The following is a 21075-nucleotide window of genomic DNA, read 5'->3' on the forward strand; positions in this document are numbered from 1 at the left end:
CGGTGAGCGCTCGGAGAGCGCGAGCGACGAGGCTGGGGAGGCATGAGGCTGCGGTGCTGTGCGGCCGGGGTGGGTCTCAAAGGGGCAGCCGCGAGGACGGCGCAGGCGACGCCAAGCACCGCAGCGAAGGAGCGGTAGCGACTGAGCGAGGAGCGCAGCGAGCGTGCGCCGTCCTCGCGGCTGGGGCTTTGGAGATGTTCACCGCCGATCCGGAGTCGGCGGTTTATAAGCAATCGACGTCGTCGATGTTCTCAGACTTAATCCCGTATACCGCGACGTATAGGCCGAAGCTATTCGGGCGTCGCCCTCCAATCCCGATTCGATGAAAGTGGGGCTCATCTCGGACGTCCACGCGAACCTCCCGGCGCTCGAAGCCGTCCTCGACGACATGCCCGCGGTCGACCGGATCGTCTGCGCCGGGGACGTGATCGGGTACAATCCGTGGCCGGCAGAGTGCGTCGATCGCGTGCGCGAGGTCGCCGCCATGACCGTCCGCGGGAACCACGACCGCACGGTCGAGACTCCCGAGCGCTACCGCGCCAACCGCATGGCGGAGGCCGGGCTCGAACACGCGAAGGAGTCGCTCTCCGAGGACCGGCTCGCGTGGCTCCGCGGGCTCCCCCGCGCTGAGACGTTCGCGGGCGGCCGATACCTCCTCGTCCACTCGCACCCCGCGGCCGAGCGCGAGGACGCCTACGTCTATCCCGAGGAGTTCCCGAATTTGGACCGGCACATGGGCGAGTTCGACGGAATCGTCCTCGGCCACACGCACGTGCAGGGGAAGCGGTCCGTCGCGGGCGGCGTCGTCGTCAACCCCGGGAGCGTCGGGCAGCCGCGCGACGGCGACCCGGAGGCCGGGTACGCCGTGCTCGACGCGGCCACCGACGAAGTGACCCTCAAACGGGTCGCGTACGACATCGACCGCGTGCGCGAAGCGGTCGCCGAGGCGGGGCTCCCGGAGCGTACCGCCGATCGTCTCTACAGAGGTGAGTGAGCCTCACGGCCAGAGCCCGAGGAGGAGCAGGACGTTGCGCGCGGCGGTCGCCAGCGAGAGCAGGCCGATACCGGCGCACATCAGCGTTGCGACGAGGCGCCGCGTTCCGCCCGCGACCGCGACGGGGATCCCGATGAGGAGCATGCCGGCGGCCTTGGTGAGGAGCATTCCGGGGACGAGCCCGAACGCGGCGATGAATGCGCTGCCGACGGGGGAGCCTTCGACGTACTGCCCGCCCCCGATCGCGACGTACGTGGAGGCGATGTCGGCGACCGCGCCGACGAGGAGGAGCGCGACGGCGGCGGCGAGACGCGAGGGCACTGGCAGTGCCGAGGCGATGAACCGTAATAAGCTTCCGGGGGTGCGCCGGACCGGGGGACCCGAGGCGGGTATCCCGTCCCTACCGGGCTGGCCGCGACTCGCGCACATCACGGCTCCATTTAAACCGATGCGTCGCCTACGATCCGGTAATGAGTTCGGTAGACGACGAGTACGAGATCGCGGTCGTCGGCGGGGGGCCGGCCGGACTGACGACCGCCCTGTACGGGGCCCGCCTGGGACACGAGACGGCGCTCATCGACCGCGGCGGCGGCCGCGCGGCGATGATGGCCGACACGCACAACGTGATCGGCGTCACCGAGGACGTCTCCGGCAACGAGTTCCTCGCGACCGGCCGCGAGCAGGTGGAGTCGTACGGCGGAACCTTCGAGCGCGGCTTCGTCACCGACGTGACCGAGACCGAGGACGGTCGCTTCCGGCTGACGACGAGCGACGCCGAGTTCCTCGCGGACCGCGTCGTGCTCGCGACCGGCTTCTCCGACGAGCGCCCGGACCCGCCGCTCCCCAGGAACGCGAGGGGGCTCCACTGGTGTCTCCACTGCGACGCCTACATGTTCGTCGACGAGCCGGTGTACGTGATGGGCCACGGCGAGGCCGCCGCCCACGTCGCGATGATCATGCTGAACCTGACCGACGACGTGGACCTCCTGACTCGGGGCGCGGAGCCGACGTGGAGCGAGGAGACGGCGGCCCGGCTGGAGGCGCACCCCGTCGATATCGTCCACGAGGACGTGGCCGGCGTCGAGAACGATTCCGACTCCGGCTGGCTGGAGGCGATGGAGTTCGAAGACGGGACGCGCCGCGAGTACCGCGGCGGCTTCCCGATGTACGGCTCCGACTACAACACCGCACTGGCCGAGGGACTCGGCTGCGATCTCACGGAGGGCGGCGAGATCGACGTCGACGACCACGGCCGCACGAGCGTCGACGGCGTGTACGCCGTCGGCGACGTGACGCCCGGCCACAACCAGGTGCCGGTCGCGCTGGGGCAGGGCGCCAAGGCCGGGATCGCGCTACATAAGGACCTCCGCGAGTTCCCCCGCTCCACCGAGGAGATCGCGCGGGACGGGCCCGTTTCCGAGGAGGACGTGCCCGCGATCTCGCCCGAACTACTGGCGACCGCGGTCGCTCACGAGGGCCACGCCGGCGGTCCGCGGACCGACGCGAGCGCCGACTCGGAGGCAGAGCAGCCCGCGGCCGACGACGACTGAACCGAACCGGATCGGAGTCCGAGGCGGGTCAACCCGGCTCGCGGGACCGCGAGACCGACCTTTTTTGATCCGCTGCGTCCGAGCGTCGGTATGGGGACCATCAGCGCGGACTTCTCCGACGAGACGGTCGTGGTCACGGGCGGATCGAGCGGGATCGGTCGCGCGGTCGCGATCGGATTCGGCGACGCGGGCGCGACCGTGATCAACGCCGACATCCGGGCGGAACCGAAGGACGTCAGCGCCGAGACCCCCACGCACGAGGTCGTCGAGGAGCGCGGCGGGACCGCCGTCTTCGTCGAGACCGACGCCTCGGAGCCGAGTCAGATCGAGTCGGTGATCGAGGCGGCCCGCGAGTTCGGCGGGGTCGACGTGATGGTGAACAACGCGGGCGTCCACCGGAGCCTCGAGTTCCTCGACGTCGAGCCCGAGGACTTCGATTACGTTCACGGCGTCAACCTCAGGGGCACCTTCTTCGGCACGCAGCTGGCCGCGAAGGACATGATCGACCGCGGCGTCGAGGGCGCGATCGTGAACACGTCGTCGACGACGGCCGAGCGCGCGGAGCAGGATCACTCCCACTACGCCGCGACGAAGGGCGGGGTCCAGATGCTCACCCGGAGCGCGGCGCTCGAACTCGACGAACACGGAGTCCGGGTGAACGCGGTCGCTCCCGGACCGATCGCAACCGAGATCCGAGAGGGGTGGGCCGACGAGGCGAGGGGCGCTATCGAGGAGTCCGACGGTCTCCCCTCCAGAGCCGGTATCCCCGCGGACCTGCGCGACGCGTACCTCTACCTCGCCTCCGAGGGCGCGAGTTACGTGACGGGTGAGACGGTGTGGGTCGACGGCGGGGCGAGTCTATAGGCGGCGGTCACGAGCCGGGCGGAGCGACAGGTTCGACGACTAATACGGACCTTCCAGAGATTCGCCGACTGGAGAATCAAACGTGCTCGCTCGCGTCGCTCGTTGCGCGCGACTGATTGGATCCAAAACCCTTCTCAGTATTTTCCGAGCGAAGCGAGGAAAATCGCCGGCCGGGACTCCCGCGAGCGAGCGTAGCGAGCGAGCGGGAGGTCGGCCGGCGCACGACCGAAGGGAGTGCGCCGGCCGGGATTTGAACCCGGGCCATGAGCTTGGAAGGCTCAGGTCCTACCACTAGACCACCGGCGCGCACGGATGCGTCCGTCGTCGACGCGTGTAGACGTAGGCCCAACGAATCCAATAAACGTTCCGTGTTTCCGACGGCCGACCGGTCGGTCGGGATGGCAAGACCCTCCGAGCGGCCGGAGACGTATTTAAAGTGCCACAGTATCGCGGGCCGTTCCCGTACGCTTAGAACGCTTTTCAGCCGTTTAGAAGGCGGTCGTGTACATATACGGGTGGGTGGCCAACGTTCACCCGTGAGGTGAACACGATGTCATACCAATCGAGCAATCCCCTGGTCGACGAGGTCGAGTTCGCGCTTGACGGCCCGTGGGCGGCGTACTGGATCGCCTTCCTGCGCGTCGTCACCGGCTGGTGGTTCTTCCACGCCGGGATCACGAAGATCATCGAGAGCGGGTTCGCGTTTACCTCCGGACCGGCGTACATGAATGGGATGACGGGCACGGCGCTCGGCGGGATCCCCGTCTGGATGGGGAACAACCTCGCGTGGCTTATCGAGCCAGGGGTCCCGCTGTTCGAGACTCTGATCGGCCTCGCGCTGATCGCGGGGGCGTTCACCCGGCTCGCCGCCTTCGGCGGAGTCATCTTCATGACCCTGTTCTGGGTCGGTAACGCCGGCTTCGGCCACGGGCTGGTCAACAGCGACTTCATGGGGCTCTTGCTGTTCGTCACCATGATCATGCTGTCAGCCGGTCGGTACTACGGCCTCGACGCAGTCATCGAGAAGCTATCGTTCGTGCAGGCGCACCCGAAGCTCCGCTACCTGCTCGGTTAAGAGGTGACACCAAATGACGAACATCATCGACAAGGCGGCGATGGCGCTGAGTGCGGGACTGATGCTGCTCGGACTGGTCGGCATGGGGATCCTAGAGATCCTCGCCGGACAGCCGTACAGCCCGGTCCCGATGACCAACGACGCGGGCGAAGTCGTGGCGACGCCGCTGATCTCGCCGCAGATCCGGACCGGCGTCGTGCTGGCCGGGGTCGCGGTGCTCGGCCTCTACGCGGCGTACAAGGTCGTGACGCCGCTCGCGGACGACGCGCAGACCGGCCACGAGACCGTGGCCGACTGAGGTCGCGACCCGACCGCCGCGGGAGGCGGCGCGGCTACTTTTCCGCGTCCGACGACTCGTCGACGGGCCCCGCGTCCGGCTCCCGGTCGACTCCGCCGTCGGCGCTCATCGAGCCCTCAGCGTCGTTCGAGCCGAAATTGAGGCCGGTGTCGGCGTCGTCGCCGTCAGCCTCCGTTTCTCCGAGCCCGCCGAGGTCCCTCCCGCCACCGACCGCTCGCCCGGCGTTCACCTCGAACCCCTCGGTCAGCCGACGCAGGTTCCTCGCGCGCTCGGTGAGCGCGTGGGCCTGGTCGGAGACCTCGCCCAGGCTGGCGGCCTGTTCCTCTGCGGTCGAGGCGACCGTGGTCGCCTCCGCGGTGGTCTGCTGGCTCACGCCGGCCAGGTCGTCGACGGCGCCGGTCACCGCGTTCACCGACGACGCCTGCGCGTCCATCGCTCCGGAGATCTCCTGGACGCCGTCGTCGGCCTCGGCTACCCGCTCGGCGACCTCGCTCAGGGCGTCGTCGGCGGTCTCGACGGTGTCGACGCCGGCGTCGACCCCCTCGCGGATCCGCGCCATCTCCGCGACGCTCTCGTCGGTGCGCTCGCGCAGCCCCTCGATCAGCGCCTCGACCTCGGCGGCGGACGACTGGGTCTCCTCCGCGAGCGATTTCACCTCCTCGGCGACGACGGCGAACCCGGAGCCCGCCTCGCCCGCCCGCGCCGCCTCGATCGAGGCGTTCAGCGCCAGCAGGTTCGTCTGATCGGCGATCTCCGAGATCGTCTCGACGATCGCGTCCACCTCGGCCATCTCCGCCTCAAGCCGCTCGATGGTCTCGGTCGCCGACGCCGAGCGCGACTCGACGTCGTGCAGTTCGTCGACCGCCGCGGTCGTGGCCTCGCGGCCCTCCTCGGTGACCGCCTTCGCCTCGCGGGAGGTGGTCGCGACCTCGTCGGCCGAGGCGGCGACCTCCTCGACGGTCGCGGACATGTCCTCCATCTCGCCGGCGACCTCGGACAGCCGCCGGCTCTGCCGCTCCGCGCCGGCGGATATCTCGTCGACGGCGTCGCTCGTCTCCCGCCCCGCCGCCGCGACCTCGTCGGCGCCGTCGGTGACCGCTTCGCTGCGCTCGGCGACCTGCGCGGCGAAGGCGTCGACCTCCGCGATCGCGGCCTCCAGCTCGTCCATCGCGCCGTTGAACCCGGCGGCGATGTCGGCGAGCGCGTCCGGGTCGTCGGGTTCGACGTCGAGCCGAGCCGTGAGGTCGCCGTCGGCGCAGTCGTTCATCGTCGCGCCGAACGTCGTCGCCCGCGCCTCCAGCCGCTCCGCGAACGCCTCGCTCTCGGCCTTTGCTTCCTCGGCGCGCCGCCGCTGCGTCTCGGCCGACTCGATCTGCTCGCCGAGCGAGTCGCGCATCGTCGAGAACGCGCCGTGGAGGTCGCCGAACTCGTCGCGGCGCTCGGTGCCGAACTCGACGTCGAGGTCGCCGGCCTCCAGCGCCCGCGCCTTCCGGGTGAGCCGGTTCAGCTCCGCGACCGTGCCGCGCCCGAGCGTCGCGCCGAGCAGCCCGAGCCCGACGACCGCGACGCCGACGATGAGCAGCAGGTTCCGACCGATCACTCCGGAGAGCGCGTACGCCTCCGAGAGCGGGACGTGAACGGCGACGTGCCACCCCTCGGAGGGGACCGGAGCGTACGCGACGAAGTACTCGGCGTCCCGGTCGAAGCCGAACGTCGTCGCCGCGACGTGCCCCACGGCCGCTTCGCCGTCGGACATCGCGTCGAGGACCGCGCCCTCCTCGTACCGCTCGCCGGTGACTCCGTCGCGGTCGCTGGCGCCGATCGTCCCGTCGGCGTGGACGACCGTGGTGAACGCGCTCGCCGTCGGCTGCCGGAAGTCGGCCACGACCGGCGCGATTGCGACTTCCATAACCACGTATTCACTGAGCGGCGTGTGAGCGACGTACGCGACCCGTCGCTCGCCGTCGACCTCGTACATCGGCGAGGTGAACACCTGATCGCCGAGCAACAGGTTGTCGTCGAACCACTCCCTCGACGTGACGGTCTCGCCGCGGTCGACTCCCTCCTCGCCCGTCTGACTGGACGCGATGACCTCGCCGCTCGTCCGCTCGACGAAGTGGAGGGCGACGACCTCGTCCGCGATCAGGGACAGCTGCCCGGAGAGGTAGTTCTCGACTCCGGCCGCGCTTCGCGAGAACGCGTTGCTGTCGGCGATTCCGGCGGCGGTCGCCCGACGCTCGGTGGTCCACCGGTCGAGCTCCGTCGCGCTCAGCTCGGCCACGGCGGTGTAGTCCTCCCTGGCGGTCGATTCGAGGTGGTCAGTGGTCTCCGCGTACGTGATCGCGCCCACGCCGCCGATACCGGCGACGATGAGGAGGACGGCGACGAGGAACTTCGCGAGGTAACTCCGGACGACGGGCTCGGGCGTCGCCCGACGCATGAGGCGCTCAAGCCGACTCGAACTCATTACCTCGACGGGGTCGGCGGGGTCCCTTCAATGCTCCCACGCCGGTATCGCCACTGATAATCAGCTGTCAGGCGCGGCGACCACAGCGTAGCAGTTCCCGCTGGAGACGTCGAAATCGACGGGATCGAGGGCGCTCTCGGCGAGGTCGCGCTCGAACTCGCTGGGCGAGTAGATGTGGTAATAACGGGGGACGACCTCGCCGTCGGGAAGCGTCCAGTCGACGGTCGTGTCGAACCCCGCCTCCCGGTCGAAGCGGTCGTGGGCGGTGCTCCACGCGCTCACGAGCGCGGTGCCGCCGGGCGCGAGGACCCGTGCGAGCTCGTCGAGGCTCTGCACGCGGGCGGCGCGCGGCGAGAGGTGGTGGAGCGCGGCGACGTAGACCGCGAGCCCGACCGCGTCGTCGGCGACCGGGAGGGCGGCGGCGTCGCCGTGGACCGGGTCGAACGACCGGGCGTAGCCGCGCTCGCGGGCGCGAGCCGTCGCTTCGCGCAGGAGTTCGCGGCTCAGGTCGACGCCGACGACCGACTCGGCGCGCTCCGCGAGCGGCTCCGCGTGGCGCCCGTTCCCGCAGCCGACGTCGAGCGCGCGTTCCGCCGACCGCTCCTGCAAGAACGACTCGACCTCGGGCCACGCGTGCTCGCGGGTCTTCGCGAAGTGCGCGGCGATGCGGTCGTACGTCGTCTGCGGGTCCGACTCCATGCCGGACGGTCGGCGCCGAGCGACATAGCTCCGGTGGACGGCGACCGCGGCGGACCGGTGAGACCCGCGACGGCGGTTCCCGAGCCGCGCGCGCCGTCACACCAGGTCGATGACGGCGAAGGTGAGGAGCGTCAACGCGAGGAGGACGACCACGTGTTTCGCGCCGTCCGCCACCGACCCCTCGCCGAGCTGGCCGGCGACGAGCCCGGAGCAAACGGCCTGCACGGACGCGGCGTGGAAGAACAGCTGCTCGTAGGCGGACGCGTCGATATCGCCGAGCCCCTCGGTGATCCCGGAGGGGCCGCCGGGCGCGCCGGGGACGCCGCCGGTGTCGCCCCCGGCGCTCGGGATGGCGGCCTGCTCGATGGCCGGGATGAAGGAGACGGACAGGGAGGCGATGATCCCGAGGAAGACGAGGAAGGAGATGTAGATCACGATGAGGTACGTCAACATCACCTGCCGGCGCTCCCTGCGGAGCGACCACGTCGCGCGCGACTCGTCGGCCGCGATCCGGAGCACGGGACCGATGTCGCCGCTGGCGTGCATCGCGTTCGTCACGAGCGCCACCGCCCGGGAGGTCATCGGCGACCGGACCCGGCGCTCCAGCCGGCGGAGCGCGGTGCTCACGTCGGCGCCCCAGTCGATGTCGCGTCGGGTGCGCTTCAGGTCGGCCGTCAGCGCCTCCAGGTTGGAGTCGGCGACCCGCCTGACGCTGCCGACGACGGAGGTGCCGGCCTCGTTGACGCTCGCGAGCCGGTCGAGGAAGTCCGGCACGGACGACTCGACCCGGCGGGTGCGGCGCTTCCCGACCTCGTAGACGACCGCGTAGACCGCGAGGACGAGCGCCGTCGCGACGACGACTGGGGTCTCCACCTGCGCGACCATCTCGGTCGCCGGGCCGAGCGTGACCGGGAAGGCGAAGACGAGCAGGCCGAGGAGCGCGCGCGGCACGGTCGCGAGGAACGACGTCGCCGGGGCCCGAACCGCGTTCTCGACCGGCGACGCGGCCCAGCGGCGCAGCCGCCGGACCCGGTCGTACGCCCGGAGCCGCTCCCGGCTGGCGGTCCAGCGGTCTCGGCGGGTCCCGTCCGCGACGCCCCCGTCGGCCGCGACGCCCGGGGCGTCGCCGGTCGAGCCGCCCGCTCTCTCGCCTCTCCCGCTGCCCGTCTCGTCGTCGGCCGCCTCGGAGAGGTCGACGCTCTCCGTCCCGCCGACCCCCTGCGTCACGCTGTCGACGTAGACGACGAACCCGAACGTCGCGAGCGGGACGCCGAGGTAGACGACGACGCGGAGCAGCGGGAGCGTGTCCTCCAGGACGAGCCCGATGACGACGAGGATGGTGATAAAAAAGAGCGGGCCGGCGACCAGCGCCGTGACGTACGCCTCCGCGAACGTCGAGAGCAGATCGAGGTAGCGCTCCTGTTTCGACTCGGCCTCCTCCTGGTACAGCTCGTACTGGTCGGCGAGGAACGTCGAGATCGACTGGCCGGTGCCGAGGACCGAGGCGAGGTTCTCCGAGAAGTCGGCCAGGTCGTCGCTCGGCGTCCGACGCGCGGTGCGCTGGAGCGCGGTCAGCGCGTCCGTGCCGAAGGCGTTCATGTCGCGGACGGCGACCGACAGCTCCGTGGCCGCCTCGCCGTACACCGCCTCGTTCTCCGCGAGGGTGTCCATCACCCGCGGGAACGCCATCCCCGACCGCGAGAGCGCGTACATGAACGCGACCGTCCGCGGGAGGGTGGCGTCGATCTCGGCCGCCCTGGCGTGCGCGCGCTGGCTCAGCAGCTCCCATCGCCCGTAGTACGTCCCGGCCGCGAGCGCGGAGCCGAGCGTCGCCGAGGCGAACGTCAGGAGGAGGAACAGCCGCGGGAGGGAGAGCGACGCGAGCCCCGCGAGCCCGGCGAGGAAGGAGAGCGCGGCCGGGAGGAACGCGCGGATCGCCGCCTCGCCGACGTCGAGCGCGGAGAGGAGCGCGCCGGCCGCGTACACGCCGAGAACGCTGCCCGCGACGCCGAGGACGCCGGCGTACAGCAGGGTCCGCGAGGCGTACGCCCGGTGGGTGGCGTCGACGTGGGCGGCGTGCAACAGGTCGCGCTGGCGCCGTCGCCGGGAGTCGTCCTCGGCGACGTAGTCCCCGAACAGCGACAGCGCGATCCGGGTGACCAGCAGGTCGGCGCGGTCGGAGACGGCCGGCAGCAACAGCGCCAGACAGAGCCCGAGCGCGGCGAAGAGAGGGATCGAGGCGATCATTCCGGCGTCTCTCCGGCCCCCGACGAGGCCGCCTCACCGCGGGTCGGGCCCGACCCGTCGGCCCCGTCGCCCGGCGTGGGCTCCTCCGCCGGGACCTCGACGCCGTCGGCGTCGGCCGCCCGCGCTTCGAGCCGGTCCATCACGCGCTCGGGGTCGGCGTAGTACTCGTTGACGAGGGCCGTGAACGTCCGGTAGTCGGTGATGCCGAGCCCGCGGAGCAGCTCTAAGAAGCGCTCGCGGCGCCGGATCTCGCGGAGCAGCTCGGAGCGGGACCAGCCGCGCTCGTCGGCGATCTCGTCCATGAGCGACGAGTCGTTGCGGCGGAACTCGTCGCTCTCGGCGTCCCACTCGAACGCGGACGAGTAGTCGAGCTCGCCGGTGCGCTGGTCGATGCCGCCGATCTCGCCGATCGTCTTCGCGCGTCGGACGCGCTGGTCGCCCGAGCGCGTCAGCGTCTGGATCGAGAGCATGTCGAGCGACTGCACCATCGCGCGCGGCACGTTGATCGGCTCGTTCTCCAGCCGGTTGATCACCGTCTCGATCGAGTCGGCGTGCATCGTCGAGAAGGTGGTGTGACCGGTGTTCATCGCCTGGAACAGGGTGATCGCCTCGTCGCCGCGCACCTCGCCGACGATGATATACTCCGGGCGGTGGCGCAGCGCCGAGCGGAGCAGGTCGTACATGTCGATGTCGGCCCCTTCGTACCGCTGTTCGCGGGTGATAGAGGAGAGCCAGTTGTCGTGGTATAAGGAGAGCTCGCGGGTGTCCTCGATCGAGAGGACCTTCGCGCGCGGCGGGACGAACATCGACACCGCGTTCATCGAGGTGGTCTTTCCGGAAGCGGTCCCGCCCGCGAAGATGAGGCTCTTGTTGTGCTCGATACAGAGCCAGAAGTACGCCATCTGTTCGACCGAGAACGTGCCGTACTCCACGAGGTCGATCGGCGTGAACGGGTCCTCGGCGTACTGCCGGATCGTGAACGCGGAGCCACGGGGGGTGACCTCCTCCCCGAGCGAGAGCTCGGCGAGCGAGCCGTCCGGCAGCGTCGTCCCCACGATCGGGTCGCCGACGGAGACGTGGCGCCCGGACTGCTGGGCCAGTCGGATGACGTAGTTGTCGAGCTCCCCCTTCGGGAACGAGACGTTCGTCTCGATGTCCGTGTAGTCGTCGTGGTAGACGAAGATGGGGAGGTCGTAGCCGTCACAGGAGATATCCTCGATGTGACGGTCGTTCAGGAGCGGATCGACCTTCCCGTAGCCGCGGAAGTCGCGGTAGAGGTAGTAGGCGAGCGCGTGGAACGTCGCCATCCCGGCGTCGACGCCGTACCCCTCCAAGAGCCCCTTCAGCTCCTCGCGGAGCGTCTCCTCGTCTGTCTTGCCGGATCCCTCTCGGTAGAGCAGGGGGTCCCGGATGTCGTCGACGACGCGGTCGAGGAGGTCGCGTTCGAACTCGTCGAGGTCCGGCTCGACCGCGTAGTACCGGTGTTCGCTCTCGGCCTCGTCGTAGGTGATGACGACGTACGCGTACGGGGCGTTCACCCAGTAGCGGTCGACCTCGCGCTCGCCGTCCGGCACGGCGAAGGAGGCGAGCGGGCCGTCCTCGTCCGGGCGGAAGGGGCGGACGTCGAGCTCCGACCCCCGCAGCATCTCCAGCGTTCGCGAGAGCCGTCGCCGGAGGGCCGCGACGCGGTCTCCGCCGTCCTCGCTCGCCTCGCTCGCCATACGGTTACGAGGGCGTATGCGACGTGGCCGTTTAAATTCCACCGGGCGAGTATCGGCCGTGAGACTGGGGGTGCCCGCGATCCGAGCGCGCGGCGATCGCCCCGTCTGACCCGTCCGTTCCGGGCGTCGCCCGTTACGTTGATAGGTGCCGACCGCAAAGGACCTAACAGGCAATGCGGCGTGACTACTTCGAACTGACCGTCGAGGGCGTCGGCGACGACGCCGACGACCGGGCGACGCCCCTGGTCCGGATCGACTTCCACGGGCCGGAGGGACTCCTGCGCGACCGGCTCTCGGACACGGACGGAGAGCTGCTGGCGGCCGCCGAGGTCGACGTGGCGTTCCGGCTCCGAGAGCCGCTCTCGGACGCCGCCGACCCGGAGGGCGTGGTCGGCGTGACGAACCGGTACACCGGGGACTTCGTGTTGGAGCTCAACGAGACCGCCACGGACGTCCTCCCGTTCATCCACGCCGCGCGCGACTCGGCCGGCGACGAGGACGCCCGCTACCGGGTCGAGATCGACGTCGAGGGCGAGCGGCTCGTCGCCTACGACAAGGACACGTTCCTCGTGTACGACCACGAGGGGAATCTCCTCCGCAGCGAGAGCCTGATCCCCTCCGGCGTGGAGCTGTAGGCCGGTCTCGGCCGCTCCGCGTTCCCCGCGACTATTTAAATACTCACGTTGTCGCCGACCAGCCGCACCTCGTCGCCCGGCCGCAGGTCGAACGCGCCGTCGCCGCGGCCGTCGTTGACGTCGCACTCCACGTAGCCGTGGCTCCCGACGGTGACAAGCCGGTCGCCGGGTTCGACCGCGCCGAACGTCTCCGCGACCGGCGTGAGCTCGCCGTCGACGCGGATCCAGTCGCTGCCGCGGACCAGCTCGCCCGGGACGTTCGTGACGACGTTGCCGAACCGGTCGATCACGAGCACCTCGCCGTCGACGGCGACGGGGTCGCCGTCGTCGTCGCGCTCGACGGTCGGCTCGGGGAACGCGATGTCGACGGGGTCGGCCGCGGGCGAGAGTTCGTCCATCGCGTCGAGCGCGGCCGCGACCCCCTCGGGCCCCGCGGCCGCCGGCCCACCGTCGAGCGCCGCGCGGATCCGCGCCGCCACCGGCGCGAACACGTCGCGGCCGTGGAACGTCTGGCTCGCGGGCTCCTCGACGTCGACGACGAACGCCTCGGTCTCGGCCCCCGCGTCCCCTCCCGCGAGCGCCCGCGCCGGCGGCATCGCGAGCCCGTTGTCGGGCGCGACGAGGACGTGCGCGCCGGCGCGGACGACGAGCGCGTCGCGGTCGGTGCCGACGCCCGGGTCGACGACGGCGCAGTGGACGGCGGGCGGGAACTCCGGGAGGACGAAGCGCAGCCAGAAGGCGGCCGCCCGCGGGTCCCCGCGCGGGAGGTCGTGAGCGACGTCGATCATCTCGGCGTCCGTGTGGCGCCGGACGACCCCCTTCATCGCGGCCGGGTACGGCGAGCCGAAGTCCGACGTGAGCGTTATCATGAGCGATCCGCAGGGCGGCCGACGCTTAAAAGGCGGCGACTGCGCCTCCGGGGGAGTCGGACGGCGGCGACTACGCGTCCATCGGCGGCTCGCCGTTCGTGTCGGTCTCGGCGATCCGGCGGATGCGCTCGACGCCGTCGACCTCCTCGATCACGTCGATCACGGTCTCCGGGACGAGCGCCTGCCAGTCGTGGCCGTGGATCATCCGCTCGCGCAGCTCCGTCCCCTCCAGGACGTCGCGGCGGAACATGGGGGAGCCGCGCACCTCGACGCCGGCCTCCTCGAACAAACGGACGACGAGGGGGTTGTTCGAGTAGGCCACGTCGAACCGCGGAGTCATGCTCTGGACGTGGCTCACCCAGACCGAGTTGCGGTCGAGGTCCTCGATGGGAACGACGTAGGTGGTGACGTCGAGGTGTTCCACCGCCTTCGTCACCATCATCACGCGCTCGCCGGCCGTGAACGGGTTCCGGGTGGTGTGGGAGTCGCCGGCGGAGCCGATCCCTAAGACGAGCTCGTCGACCTCCCCGGCGATCTCCTCGACCATGTGCCGGTGGCCGTCGTGAAACGGCTGATACCGCCCGATGTAGAACCCGCGCATGGGTTCACGTTGGGCGGCCACTATTTATAAACCCCGCGGGACTGCTCGAACGGCAATATCGGTGTCCATACCCGCTCTCAGCGGCGTTTCGCTGGATCCCGGCGAACCCGCTGCGGGGAGAAAGTATATCAGTAGCCGACCCTTCGTTTTTACTAGCGATACCCGATTCTATGAGCAACGAAAAGGACGCGAACGACCCGCCGACCGACGACCCCGAGGAGCCCGACGAGACGGGCTCGGAGGGCTCGGATCCGGCGGGGAACGGCGAGGACGCCCCCGACGACGTCGCTCCCGACGACGGCGCGCGCGCGCCGGACGAGGCCGGCGAGGCCGAGGAGTCGGCGCCCGGCGAGGAGCCGGACGAGGTCTGGGACGACGGGATCGTCGTCGACGATCCCGTCCCGGACGGCGCCGGCGTGGGCCGCGGGGACGAGAACGGCGTCACCCCCGAGGGTGTCACCGAAGAGACCGAGAACGGCGACATCGACGAGCTCGGGAGCTCCGTCGAGGTCGAGGGTGCCGAGATCGATGAGGACCCGGACGAGGACGACCTCCTCGGCGGGCTCAAGATCGACACCACCGCCGAACTCGAGATTCCCGATCGGCTCGTCGACCAGGTGATCGGGCAGGAGCACGCCCGCGACGTGATCATCAAGGCGGCGAAGCAGCGCCGCCACGTGATGATGATCGGCTCGCCCGGGACGGGGAAGTCGATGCTCGCGAAGGCGATGTCGGAGCTGCTCCCGAAGGAGGAGCTGCAGGACGTCCTCGTCTATCACAACCCGGACGACGGCAACAAGCCGAAGGTCCGGACCGTGCCGGCGGGGAAGGGCGACCAGATCGTCGACGCGCACCGCGAGGAGGCGCGCAAGCGCAACCAGATGCGGTCGCTGCTGATGTGGATCATCATCGCCGTCGTGCTGGGCTACGCGCTCATCATCGTCGGCCAGATCCTCGTCGGCATCATCGCGGCCGGGGTCGTCTACCTCGTCTTCCGCTACCTCAACCGCGGCTCCGACGCGATGATCCCGAACCTGCTGGTGAACAACGGCGACACGAAGACGGCGCCGTTCCGCGACGCGACCGGCGCGCACGCCGGCGCACTGCTCGGCGACGTCCGGCACGACCCGTTCCAGTCCGGCGGGATGGAGACGCCCAGCCACGACCGCGTCGAGGCGGGCGCCATCCACAAGGCAAACAAGGGCGTGCTGTTCATCGACGAGATCAACACGCTCGACATCCGCAGCCAGCAGCACCTCATGACGGCGATCCAGGAGGGCGAGTTCTCGATCACGGGCCAGTCCGAGCGCTCCTCGGGCGCGATGGTCCAGACCGAGCCCGTCCCGACCGACTTCGTCATGATCGCGGCGGGGAACCTCGACGCGATGGAGAACATGCACCCGGCGCTCCGGAGCCGCATCAAGGGGTACGGCTACGAGGTGTACATGGAGGACACCATCGAGGACACCCCGGAGATGCGCCGGAAGTACGTCCGGTTCATCGCCCAGGAGGTCGCGAAGGACGGCCGCCTGCCGGAGTTCTCGGCAGAGGCCGTCGAGGAGATCATCCTCGAAGCCAAGCGCCGCTCCGGCCGGAAGGGCCACCTCACGCTGAAGATGCGGAACCTCGGCGGGATGGTCCGCGTCGCCGGCGACATCGCGCGCGGCGAGGACGCCGAGATGACCACCCGCGACCACGTGCTGCAGGCGAAGGGGCGCTCGCGCTCCATCGAGCAGCAGCTCGCGGACGACTTCATCGAGCGGCGGAAGGACTACGAGCTGCAGGTCTCCGAGGGGTACGTCGTGGGCCGCGTCAACGGGCTCGCCGTGATGGGCGAGGACTCCGGGATCATGCTCCCGGTGATGGCCGAGGTCGCCCCCTCGCAGGGCCCCGGCGAAGTGATCGCCACGGGCCAACTGAAGGAGATGGCCCAGGAGTCGGTGTCGAACGTCTCCGCGATCATCAAGAAGTTCTCCGACGAGAACATCTCGGAGATGGACATCCACATCCAGTTCGTGCAGGCGGGCCAGCAGGGCGTCGACGGGGATAGCGCGTCCATCACGGTCGCGACCGCCGTCATCTCCGCGCTGGAGGACGTCGGCGTCGACCAGAGCCTCGCGATGACCGGGTCGCTGTCGGTGCGGGGCGACGTGCTCCCCGTCGGCGGCGTCACGCACAAGATCGAGGCAGCCGCGAAGGCCGGCTGCACCCGCGTCATCATCCCGCAGGCGAACGAGCAGGACGTGATGATCGAAGACGAGTACGAGGAGATGATCGAGATCATCCCGGTCTCGCACATCAGCGAGGTGCTCGACATCGCGCTGGAGGGCGAGGCCGAGAAGGACTCGCTCGTCTCCCGGCTCAAGTCGATCACCGGCTCGGCCCTGAAGGAGGGGAGCGTCTCCGGTCCCTCCAGCCCGAGCCCGCAGTAGGACCGCCTCGGGACCGCGTCCGACGGCCGACTGGGCGGCGTCCGCGCTCGCAACCGCCGCCCCCACGCTGCTTCTGTATCTCACCCGTCGCTCTCGGCGACCGCTGGAGCGGGCGCGGGTCGTCGACTCGCGGATGAGCGCCCGCAGCACCGCTTCCGGAGAGAGCGCGCCCCGCCCCCTTTTTATTCCGCCGGGACTAACGGCGCACGATGAGCGGGAAACCGACCGTCGGCGAGTACATGACCCGCGACGTCGAGACCGTCAGTCCCGAGGAGACGGTCGACGACGTCGCGCGGCGGATGGTCGAGAGCGACGGCCACAACGGGTTCCCCGTCACGCAGGGCCGGACGGTCGAGGGGTTCGTCTCGGCCGCCGACCTGCTGCTCGCAGACGACGAGGCGCCCGTCTTCACCGTGATGTCCGACGACCTCATCGTCGCGCACCCGGACATGAAGGTGACCGACGCCGCCCGGGTCATCCTCCGGTCCGGGATCCAGCGGCTCCCCGTGGTCGACGACGCCGACAACCTCGTGGGGATCATCTCGAACACGGACGTGGTCCGTTCGCAGATCGAACGCGCCACGCCGAGCAAGGTCGGGAAGCTGATGCGGACGCTCGAACAGATCCACGGCGTGAGCCTCACCGAGGAGCGCCGCGAGGTGCACCTCACCGATCTCATCCCGACGCAGGCGCGGGTGTACGCAGACGAGCTGGAGGGCCGCCAGTACGAGCTCGAACGCGGGCTCGCGGAGCCGCTCGTCGTCATCGACAACGACGGCACCCTCCACCTCGCAGACGGTCACCACCGGGTGATGGCCGCCCACGAGGCGGGCATCGAGACGATGGAGGCGTACGTGATCGTCCCGGAGCGCGCGGTCGACCTCGGGATGGCCAAGACCGCCGAGAAGGAGGGACTGAGCGACATCACCGACATCGAGATCGTCGACTACGCGCGCCACCCCCTCGTGGAGACGACGAAGCGCCTACAGTGAGCGGGAGACGCGCGCGACGGTGAGGACGGCCGACGGCCGGCGGCTTTTTTGTAACCGAACGGAAACGTGTGGGGTTTTTTGTAATCAGACCGAGACGTATCCGGCATGGCTTCACGCATTCGACGCGCGCTCTCTCGGGCGGCACTGGCCGCGGTCGGCGCCGCCGTCGGCGCCGCGATCGGCGGGCTGATCGGTCGACAGGCCGCGTCCAGCGGCGGCGCCCTCGGCGCGCTCGCGGGCGCGACGGTCGCCGACGTGTGCTCCGATCCGGGCGGCTTCCTCGCCGCGCTCCGGTCCGACGAGGACGAGGAGACGCTCGACGCGGGCGAGGGCGCGGCCGGCGACGCGGCGGCCGCCGAGTGAGGCGCCGTCGGGGTCGCGAAGCGCCCGCGACCGTTCGGGAACGCCTATACGACGGGAACGAGTAGCCGCCGTTAATGACCGACACCGACGCCGACGCGGGCTGGTTCGCGGGCCGCGACGCGGACGAGGCCGCCGGACGCGACGCGGTCGACGCCGCCCGCGACCGAATCGCGGACGGCGAAACCGACGAGCCCCGAGACTGGCCGACGCTCGCCGTCGACGCCGGGTTCGCCGACTCGACCGACGACTACTACGACCGACTCCGCGAGGCGACCGTGACGGCGACGCGCGCGACGGTCCGCGAGCGCGAGCGCGCCGACGACCAGCAGCTGATCCACTCCGTGCGGGCGATGGAGGACTCCGAGCGCACGGCCAACGAGCTGGCCGAGCGCGCCGCCGAGTGGGCGGGGAGCCTGTTCGACGACGCCGAGCCGGGGATCGAGGGCGCCCGCGCCGTGGCGGCCCGCAAGCCCGAGGGCGAACTGGAGCGCCGGGCCGTGTCGCTCGCGGCGCGGGTCGTCGACTTGGCGGCCGAGCGCGACGCGCTCGCGGAGACCATCGACCGGACCGCGCCCGCGGTCGCGCCGAACCTCGTCGAGATGGCCGGGCCGGAGCTCGCGGCGCGGCTCATCGCGCTCGCCGGCGGGCTGGAGCCGCTCGCGAAGAAGCCTTCCGGCACCGTGCAGGTGCTCGGCGCGGAGGACGCGCTGTTCGCCCACCTCTCCGGGCGCGCGCCCTCGCCGAAACACGGGATCATCTACACCCACGACTACGTCCGGAACACCCGGCCCGAGGACCGGGGCTCGGCCGCGCGGGCGCTCGCCGGGAAGCTGACGCTCGCGGCCCGCGTCGACCACTACTCGGGCGAGCGCCGGGCGACCCTCCACGAGGAGCTCCGCGAACGGATGGCGACGATCCGGGCGCGGGCCGAGACGGGTGACGGGGAAATCAACGGCGGTGCCGATCCCGACGCGGAGGGCGACGCGTGAGCGACCCCGACCTGCCCGCGGGCGTCGAGCGCCGCGAGATCGCCGGCGAGACGCGGCTGGCGACGCGCGGCGACCCCGTCTACGGCGAGCCGACCGCCGACGGCTGGCGGGCGTGGGACCCCGAGCGGTCGAAGCTCGGCGGGATGCTCGAACTCGGGTTCGACACCGGCCTGACCGGCGGCGAGACGGTGCTGTACCTCGGCGCCGCGAGCGGGACGACCGTCAGTCACGTCGCCGACTTCGCGGGGCCGACGTACGCGGTCGAGTTCGCCCCCCGACCCGCCCGTGACCTCCTCGACGCCGCGGAGCCGCGCGACCGGCTGTTTCCCCTACTCAAAGACGCCCGGAAGCCGGAGACGTACGCGCACGTCGTCGAGGCCGACATCGACGCCGTCGTCCAAGACGTGGCGACGCGGGGACAGGCGACCGTGGCGGCGCGAAACGCCCGGTTCCTCGCCGAGGACGGGCGACTCCTGCTCGCGGTGAAGGCGCGCAGCGAGGACGCCACCGCGGACCCCGACGAGGTGTTCGAGACCGCACTCGACGAGCTCCGCGAGACGTACGAGGTATTGGAGACGAGTCGGCTCGACCGGTATCACGAGGACCACCTCGGCGTCGTGGCGACGCCGCGGTGAGGGCGGAGGGCCCCCCTTGCGACCGATCTCACCCGGGCGATCACCGCTCAGTCGCAGAGTCGGATGTAGGCCGCGCCGGCGCGCTGGAGCCGCGTCAACTCCCCGACGCCGGAGGCGACGACCTCGACGCGCTCAGGCTCGCTGACGGCATCGACGGGCGATCCGGACAGCGCGTTTCGACAGACCGCGATCTCGACGATTTCGGGGAGCGACGCCAGCGCGGCCGCCAGCGACTCGTTCCGGTCGAACTCGGCGATCGTCTCGCCGTCGTCGACGACGATCCGGATCCGGTCGATTTCGACCGTGTCGTCCGCGAGGAGGTTCCGAGCTTTCCGTTCGACGACGCCGAGCGAGCGCGGCGATGAGACGTGGAACACCGTCGTCTTCGAGTCGGTCATGTCCCGATCAGCGCGCGCTCGGTAGTGAATCCCCCGCCGCGCACTCGCCCGACGAGAGCCGGGTCAACGCGGAACGCGGGCGAGACTGCCGACTCCTACCACGTCGGCGGCGAGAAGCCGGCGTCCTCCAGGATCGGCTTCCACCGCTTCTGCACGGAGAGCCGGGAGACGCCCATCGCGTCGGCGACGGCGGACTGCGACCGCTCCTGACCGCGGATCAGCGCCGCGGCGTAGAGGCTGGCGGCGGCGGCGACGCGCTTCCCGCGGTCGTCGTCGGGCGCCCGGGACAGGAACAGGTCCGTCGCCGTCGAGAGCGCCTCCTCGTCGAGGTCGAGCGTCGCGCACGCGTCGTCGAGCCGCTCGATCCACGCCGCGTTGTCGACGCGATCGCTCGCTCGGTACATGCCCGACCGTTGGGCGGTACGGTATAAAAAGGCCGCGCGGAGGGGCGGCGGCGCGAGGTCGCCGGGAGCCGATCGAGAGGCGGTCCGGGTCGCCCCGGCCGTCGCGCTAAAGTCGGTGTCGACCGTACCGCGGATATGTCCACGCAAGCGTGGGACGAGACGCGGGTGCGCGAGCTGCACGACGACCTGGTGTCGCTGTACAAGCCGGTGGATCGGGTCGCCGAGCACGGCGCCGACCCGACCGCAGAGCCCGGTGAGGGCGTGCGACAGCTGGTGACGACGATCCTCTCGCAGAACGTCGCCGACGAGAACACGCGGCGGGCCTCCGAGTCATTGTTCGACCGGTACGACGACTTCGCGGCGATCGAGGCGGCCGACCACGAGGAGCTGAAGGAGACGATCCGGGTGGCGGGGCTCCCGGACCAGAAGGCCGCCCGGATCCAGCGCGCGCTCGCCGCGATCCGCGAGGAGACCGGGGGCGCCTACTCGCTCGCGTTCCTCGACGCGATGACGACCGACGACGCGAAGGCGTGGCTCACGGATATCAAGGGCGTCGGTCCGAAGACCGCCAGCGTCGTCCTGAACTTCCACTTCGGGAAGCCGACGATGGCGGTCGACACCCACGTCGAGCGCGTCTCCAAGCGGTTCGGACTCGTTCCGGAGTCGGCCTCGAACCAGGCCGCCCACGACGCCCTCGACGACATCGTGCCCGACGAGCTGACCTATCCGCTCCACGTGCTGTTGATCCGGCACGGACGGGAGCGCTGTTCCGCTCGCGGCGCCGACTGCGACAACCCCGTCTGCGCCGCGTACTGCGACTGCGAGTTCTGCGCGTGAACGGG

At 70.6% G+C, this 21075-nt stretch carries 21 protein-coding genes and 1 tRNA gene; 12 read left to right on the top strand and 10 right to left on the bottom strand.

The window, feature by feature from the left end:
* The first annotated feature begins 322 nt into the window (after window positions 1–322).
* Window positions 323–994 carry a metallophosphoesterase family protein gene (locus SD626R_RS14425; RefSeq protein ID WP_092567029.1) on the top strand — a complete coding sequence of 224 codons (672 nt, stop codon included), beginning with the start codon at window positions 323–325 and terminating at the stop codon, window positions 992–994.
* Between the two features lie 3 nt (window positions 995–997).
* On the opposite strand, the gene SD626R_RS14430 is transcribed toward SD626R_RS14425, so the two are convergent.
* A complete protein-coding gene (locus SD626R_RS14430) occupies window positions 998–1315 on the bottom strand; it encodes a hypothetical protein (protein WP_092567030.1) in 318 nt (105 codons plus the stop codon).
* A gap of 149 nt (window positions 1316–1464) precedes the next feature.
* Between SD626R_RS14430 and SD626R_RS14435 the strand changes: the two genes are divergently transcribed.
* Both SD626R_RS14435 and SD626R_RS14440 read left to right on the top strand, forming a co-directional pair.
* The gene (locus tag SD626R_RS14435; protein ID WP_092567031.1) at window positions 1465–2544 is read left to right on the top strand and encodes an NAD(P)/FAD-dependent oxidoreductase; all 1080 of its coding nucleotides are present in this window, start codon (window positions 1465–1467) and stop codon (window positions 2542–2544) included.
* A gap of 90 nt (window positions 2545–2634) precedes the next feature.
* A complete protein-coding gene (locus SD626R_RS14440; protein WP_092567032.1) occupies window positions 2635–3408 on the top strand; it encodes an SDR family NAD(P)-dependent oxidoreductase in 774 nt (257 codons plus the stop codon).
* A gap of 235 nt (window positions 3409–3643) precedes the next feature.
* On the opposite strand, the gene SD626R_RS14445 is transcribed toward SD626R_RS14440, so the two are convergent.
* Window positions 3644–3714 (bottom strand) — tRNA-Gly (locus SD626R_RS14445).
* 244 nt (window positions 3715–3958) lie between these two features.
* Here SD626R_RS14445 and SD626R_RS14450 point away from each other — a divergent pair.
* Window positions 3959–4483, top strand: coding sequence for a DoxX family protein (locus tag SD626R_RS14450; RefSeq protein ID WP_092567115.1), 525 nt, complete (start codon window positions 3959–3961; stop codon window positions 4481–4483).
* A gap of 13 nt (window positions 4484–4496) precedes the next feature.
* Window positions 4497–4781: a hypothetical protein gene (locus SD626R_RS14455; RefSeq protein ID WP_092567033.1), complete on the top strand. Its 285-nt coding sequence runs from the start codon at window positions 4497–4499 to the stop codon at window positions 4779–4781.
* A 34-nt stretch (window positions 4782–4815) separates the two neighbouring features.
* On the opposite strand, the gene SD626R_RS14460 is transcribed toward SD626R_RS14455, so the two are convergent.
* From SD626R_RS14460 to SD626R_RS14475, 4 genes are all read right to left on the bottom strand, one after another.
* Window positions 4816–7248: a methyl-accepting chemotaxis protein gene (locus SD626R_RS14460; RefSeq protein ID WP_092567034.1), complete on the bottom strand. Its 2433-nt coding sequence runs from the start codon at window positions 7246–7248 to the stop codon at window positions 4816–4818.
* Window positions 7249–7308: 60 nt separating this feature from the next.
* Complete coding sequence (locus tag SD626R_RS14465) at window positions 7309–7947, bottom strand: class I SAM-dependent methyltransferase (RefSeq protein WP_092567035.1); 639 nt, start codon at window positions 7945–7947, stop codon at window positions 7309–7311.
* 96 nt (window positions 7948–8043) lie between these two features.
* A complete protein-coding gene (locus SD626R_RS14470; RefSeq protein ID WP_092567036.1) occupies window positions 8044–10194 on the bottom strand; it encodes a type II secretion system F family protein in 2151 nt (716 codons plus the stop codon).
* Entirely contained in the window at window positions 10191–11915 is a 1725-nt protein-coding gene (locus SD626R_RS14475) for a type II/IV secretion system ATPase subunit (RefSeq protein ID WP_255310199.1), read from the bottom strand. The genes SD626R_RS14470 and SD626R_RS14475 overlap by 4 nt, the downstream gene beginning before the upstream one ends.
* A 173-nt stretch (window positions 11916–12088) precedes the next feature.
* Here SD626R_RS14475 and SD626R_RS14480 point away from each other — a divergent pair, with 173 nt between their 5' ends.
* Window positions 12089–12550, top strand: coding sequence for a DUF5793 family protein (locus tag SD626R_RS14480; RefSeq protein WP_092567037.1), 462 nt, complete (start codon window positions 12089–12091; stop codon window positions 12548–12550).
* 35 nt (window positions 12551–12585) lie between these two features.
* Here SD626R_RS14480 and SD626R_RS14485 read toward each other — a convergent pair whose 3' ends face one another.
* Both SD626R_RS14485 and SD626R_RS14490 read right to left on the bottom strand, forming a co-directional pair.
* Window positions 12586–13419, bottom strand: coding sequence for an SAM hydrolase/SAM-dependent halogenase family protein (locus tag SD626R_RS14485; RefSeq protein ID WP_092567038.1), 834 nt, complete (start codon window positions 13417–13419; stop codon window positions 12586–12588).
* A 70-nt stretch (window positions 13420–13489) separates the two neighbouring features.
* Window positions 13490–14020 carry a nicotinamide-nucleotide adenylyltransferase gene (locus tag SD626R_RS14490; RefSeq protein WP_092567039.1) on the bottom strand — a complete coding sequence of 177 codons (531 nt, stop codon included), beginning with the start codon at window positions 14018–14020 and terminating at the stop codon, window positions 13490–13492.
* 170 nt (window positions 14021–14190) lie between these two features.
* Between SD626R_RS14490 and lonB the strand changes: the two genes are divergently transcribed.
* The 5 genes from lonB (at window position 14191) to SD626R_RS14515 (ending at window position 19431) form a co-directional block, all read left to right on the top strand.
* Window positions 14191–16452 (top strand): ATP-dependent protease LonB, encoded by a 2262-nt coding sequence (gene lonB / locus SD626R_RS14495; protein ID WP_092567040.1) that lies wholly within the window; start codon window positions 14191–14193, stop codon window positions 16450–16452.
* A 209-nt stretch (window positions 16453–16661) separates the two neighbouring features.
* Window positions 16662–17444, top strand: a complete 783-nt coding sequence (locus tag SD626R_RS14500; protein WP_092567041.1) for a CBS domain-containing protein — start codon at window positions 16662–16664, stop codon at window positions 17442–17444.
* Window positions 17445–17549: 105 nt separating this feature from the next.
* Window positions 17550–17807 (top strand): hypothetical protein, encoded by a 258-nt coding sequence (locus SD626R_RS14505; RefSeq protein WP_092567042.1) that lies wholly within the window; start codon window positions 17550–17552, stop codon window positions 17805–17807.
* 74 nt (window positions 17808–17881) lie between these two features.
* Window positions 17882–18796 (top strand): NOP5/NOP56 family protein, encoded by a 915-nt coding sequence (locus tag SD626R_RS14510; RefSeq protein WP_092567043.1) that lies wholly within the window; start codon window positions 17882–17884, stop codon window positions 18794–18796.
* Window positions 18793–19431, top strand: coding sequence for a fibrillarin-like rRNA/tRNA 2'-O-methyltransferase (locus SD626R_RS14515; protein ID WP_092567044.1), 639 nt, complete (start codon window positions 18793–18795; stop codon window positions 19429–19431). Before SD626R_RS14510 ends, SD626R_RS14515 begins: the two co-directional genes overlap by 4 nt.
* A 47-nt stretch (window positions 19432–19478) precedes the next feature.
* On the opposite strand, the gene SD626R_RS14520 is transcribed toward SD626R_RS14515, so the two are convergent.
* Window positions 19479–19829, bottom strand: coding sequence for a DsrE family protein (locus SD626R_RS14520; RefSeq protein ID WP_092567045.1), 351 nt, complete (start codon window positions 19827–19829; stop codon window positions 19479–19481).
* A gap of 95 nt (window positions 19830–19924) precedes the next feature.
* Window positions 19925–20233, bottom strand: a complete 309-nt coding sequence (locus SD626R_RS14525) for a cyclin (protein WP_092567046.1) — start codon at window positions 20231–20233, stop codon at window positions 19925–19927.
* Between the two features lie 135 nt (window positions 20234–20368).
* On the opposite strand from SD626R_RS14525, the gene nth reads away from it, so the two are divergent.
* Entirely contained in the window at window positions 20369–21070 is a 702-nt protein-coding gene (nth, locus tag SD626R_RS14530; protein WP_092567047.1) for an endonuclease III domain-containing protein, read from the top strand.
* Window positions 21071–21075: the final 5 nt, after the last annotated feature.

Origin of the sequence: Halorubrum sp. SD626R, from assembly GCF_001261915.1 — an archaeon.
GTDB lineage: Archaea > Halobacteriota > Halobacteria > Halobacteriales > Haloferacaceae > Halorubrum.

Bases quoted from the DNA above. Each gene is read 5' to 3' on its own strand.
- SD626R_RS14425 (WP_092567029.1), top strand. From the start codon at position 323: ATGAAAGTGGGGCTCATCTCGGACGTCCACGCGAACCTCCCGGCGCTC.
- SD626R_RS14435 (WP_092567031.1), top strand. From the start codon at position 1,465: ATGAGTTCGGTAGACGACGAGTACGAGATCGCGGTCGTCGGCGGGGGG.
- SD626R_RS14440 (WP_092567032.1), top strand. From the start codon at position 2,635: ATGGGGACCATCAGCGCGGACTTCTCCGACGAGACGGTCGTGGTCACG.
- SD626R_RS14450 (WP_092567115.1), top strand. From the start codon at position 3,959: ATGTCATACCAATCGAGCAATCCCCTGGTCGACGAGGTCGAGTTCGCG.
- SD626R_RS14455 (WP_092567033.1), top strand. From the start codon at position 4,497: ATGACGAACATCATCGACAAGGCGGCGATGGCGCTGAGTGCGGGACTG.
- SD626R_RS14460 (WP_092567034.1), bottom strand. From the start codon at position 7,248: ATGAGTTCGAGTCGGCTTGAGCGCCTCATGCGTCGGGCGACGCCCGAG.
- SD626R_RS14465 (WP_092567035.1), bottom strand. From the start codon at position 7,947: ATGGAGTCGGACCCGCAGACGACGTACGACCGCATCGCCGCGCACTTC.
- SD626R_RS14470 (WP_092567036.1), bottom strand. From the start codon at position 10,194: ATGATCGCCTCGATCCCTCTCTTCGCCGCGCTCGGGCTCTGTCTGGCG.
- SD626R_RS14475 (WP_255310199.1), bottom strand. From the start codon at position 11,915: ATGGCGAGCGAGGCGAGCGAGGACGGCGGAGACCGCGTCGCGGCCCTC.
- SD626R_RS14480 (WP_092567037.1), top strand. From the start codon at position 12,089: ATGCGGCGTGACTACTTCGAACTGACCGTCGAGGGCGTCGGCGACGAC.
- SD626R_RS14485 (WP_092567038.1), bottom strand. From the start codon at position 13,419: ATGATAACGCTCACGTCGGACTTCGGCTCGCCGTACCCGGCCGCGATG.
- SD626R_RS14490 (WP_092567039.1), bottom strand. From the start codon at position 14,020: ATGCGCGGGTTCTACATCGGGCGGTATCAGCCGTTTCACGACGGCCAC.
- lonB (WP_092567040.1), top strand. From the start codon at position 14,191: ATGAGCAACGAAAAGGACGCGAACGACCCGCCGACCGACGACCCCGAG.
- SD626R_RS14500 (WP_092567041.1), top strand. From the start codon at position 16,662: ATGAGCGGGAAACCGACCGTCGGCGAGTACATGACCCGCGACGTCGAG.
- SD626R_RS14505 (WP_092567042.1), top strand. From the start codon at position 17,550: ATGGCTTCACGCATTCGACGCGCGCTCTCTCGGGCGGCACTGGCCGCG.
- SD626R_RS14510 (WP_092567043.1), top strand. From the start codon at position 17,882: ATGACCGACACCGACGCCGACGCGGGCTGGTTCGCGGGCCGCGACGCG.
- SD626R_RS14520 (WP_092567045.1), bottom strand. From the start codon at position 19,829: ATGACCGACTCGAAGACGACGGTGTTCCACGTCTCATCGCCGCGCTCG.
- SD626R_RS14525 (WP_092567046.1), bottom strand. From the start codon at position 20,233: ATGTACCGAGCGAGCGATCGCGTCGACAACGCGGCGTGGATCGAGCGG.
- nth (WP_092567047.1), top strand. From the start codon at position 20,369: ATGTCCACGCAAGCGTGGGACGAGACGCGGGTGCGCGAGCTGCACGAC.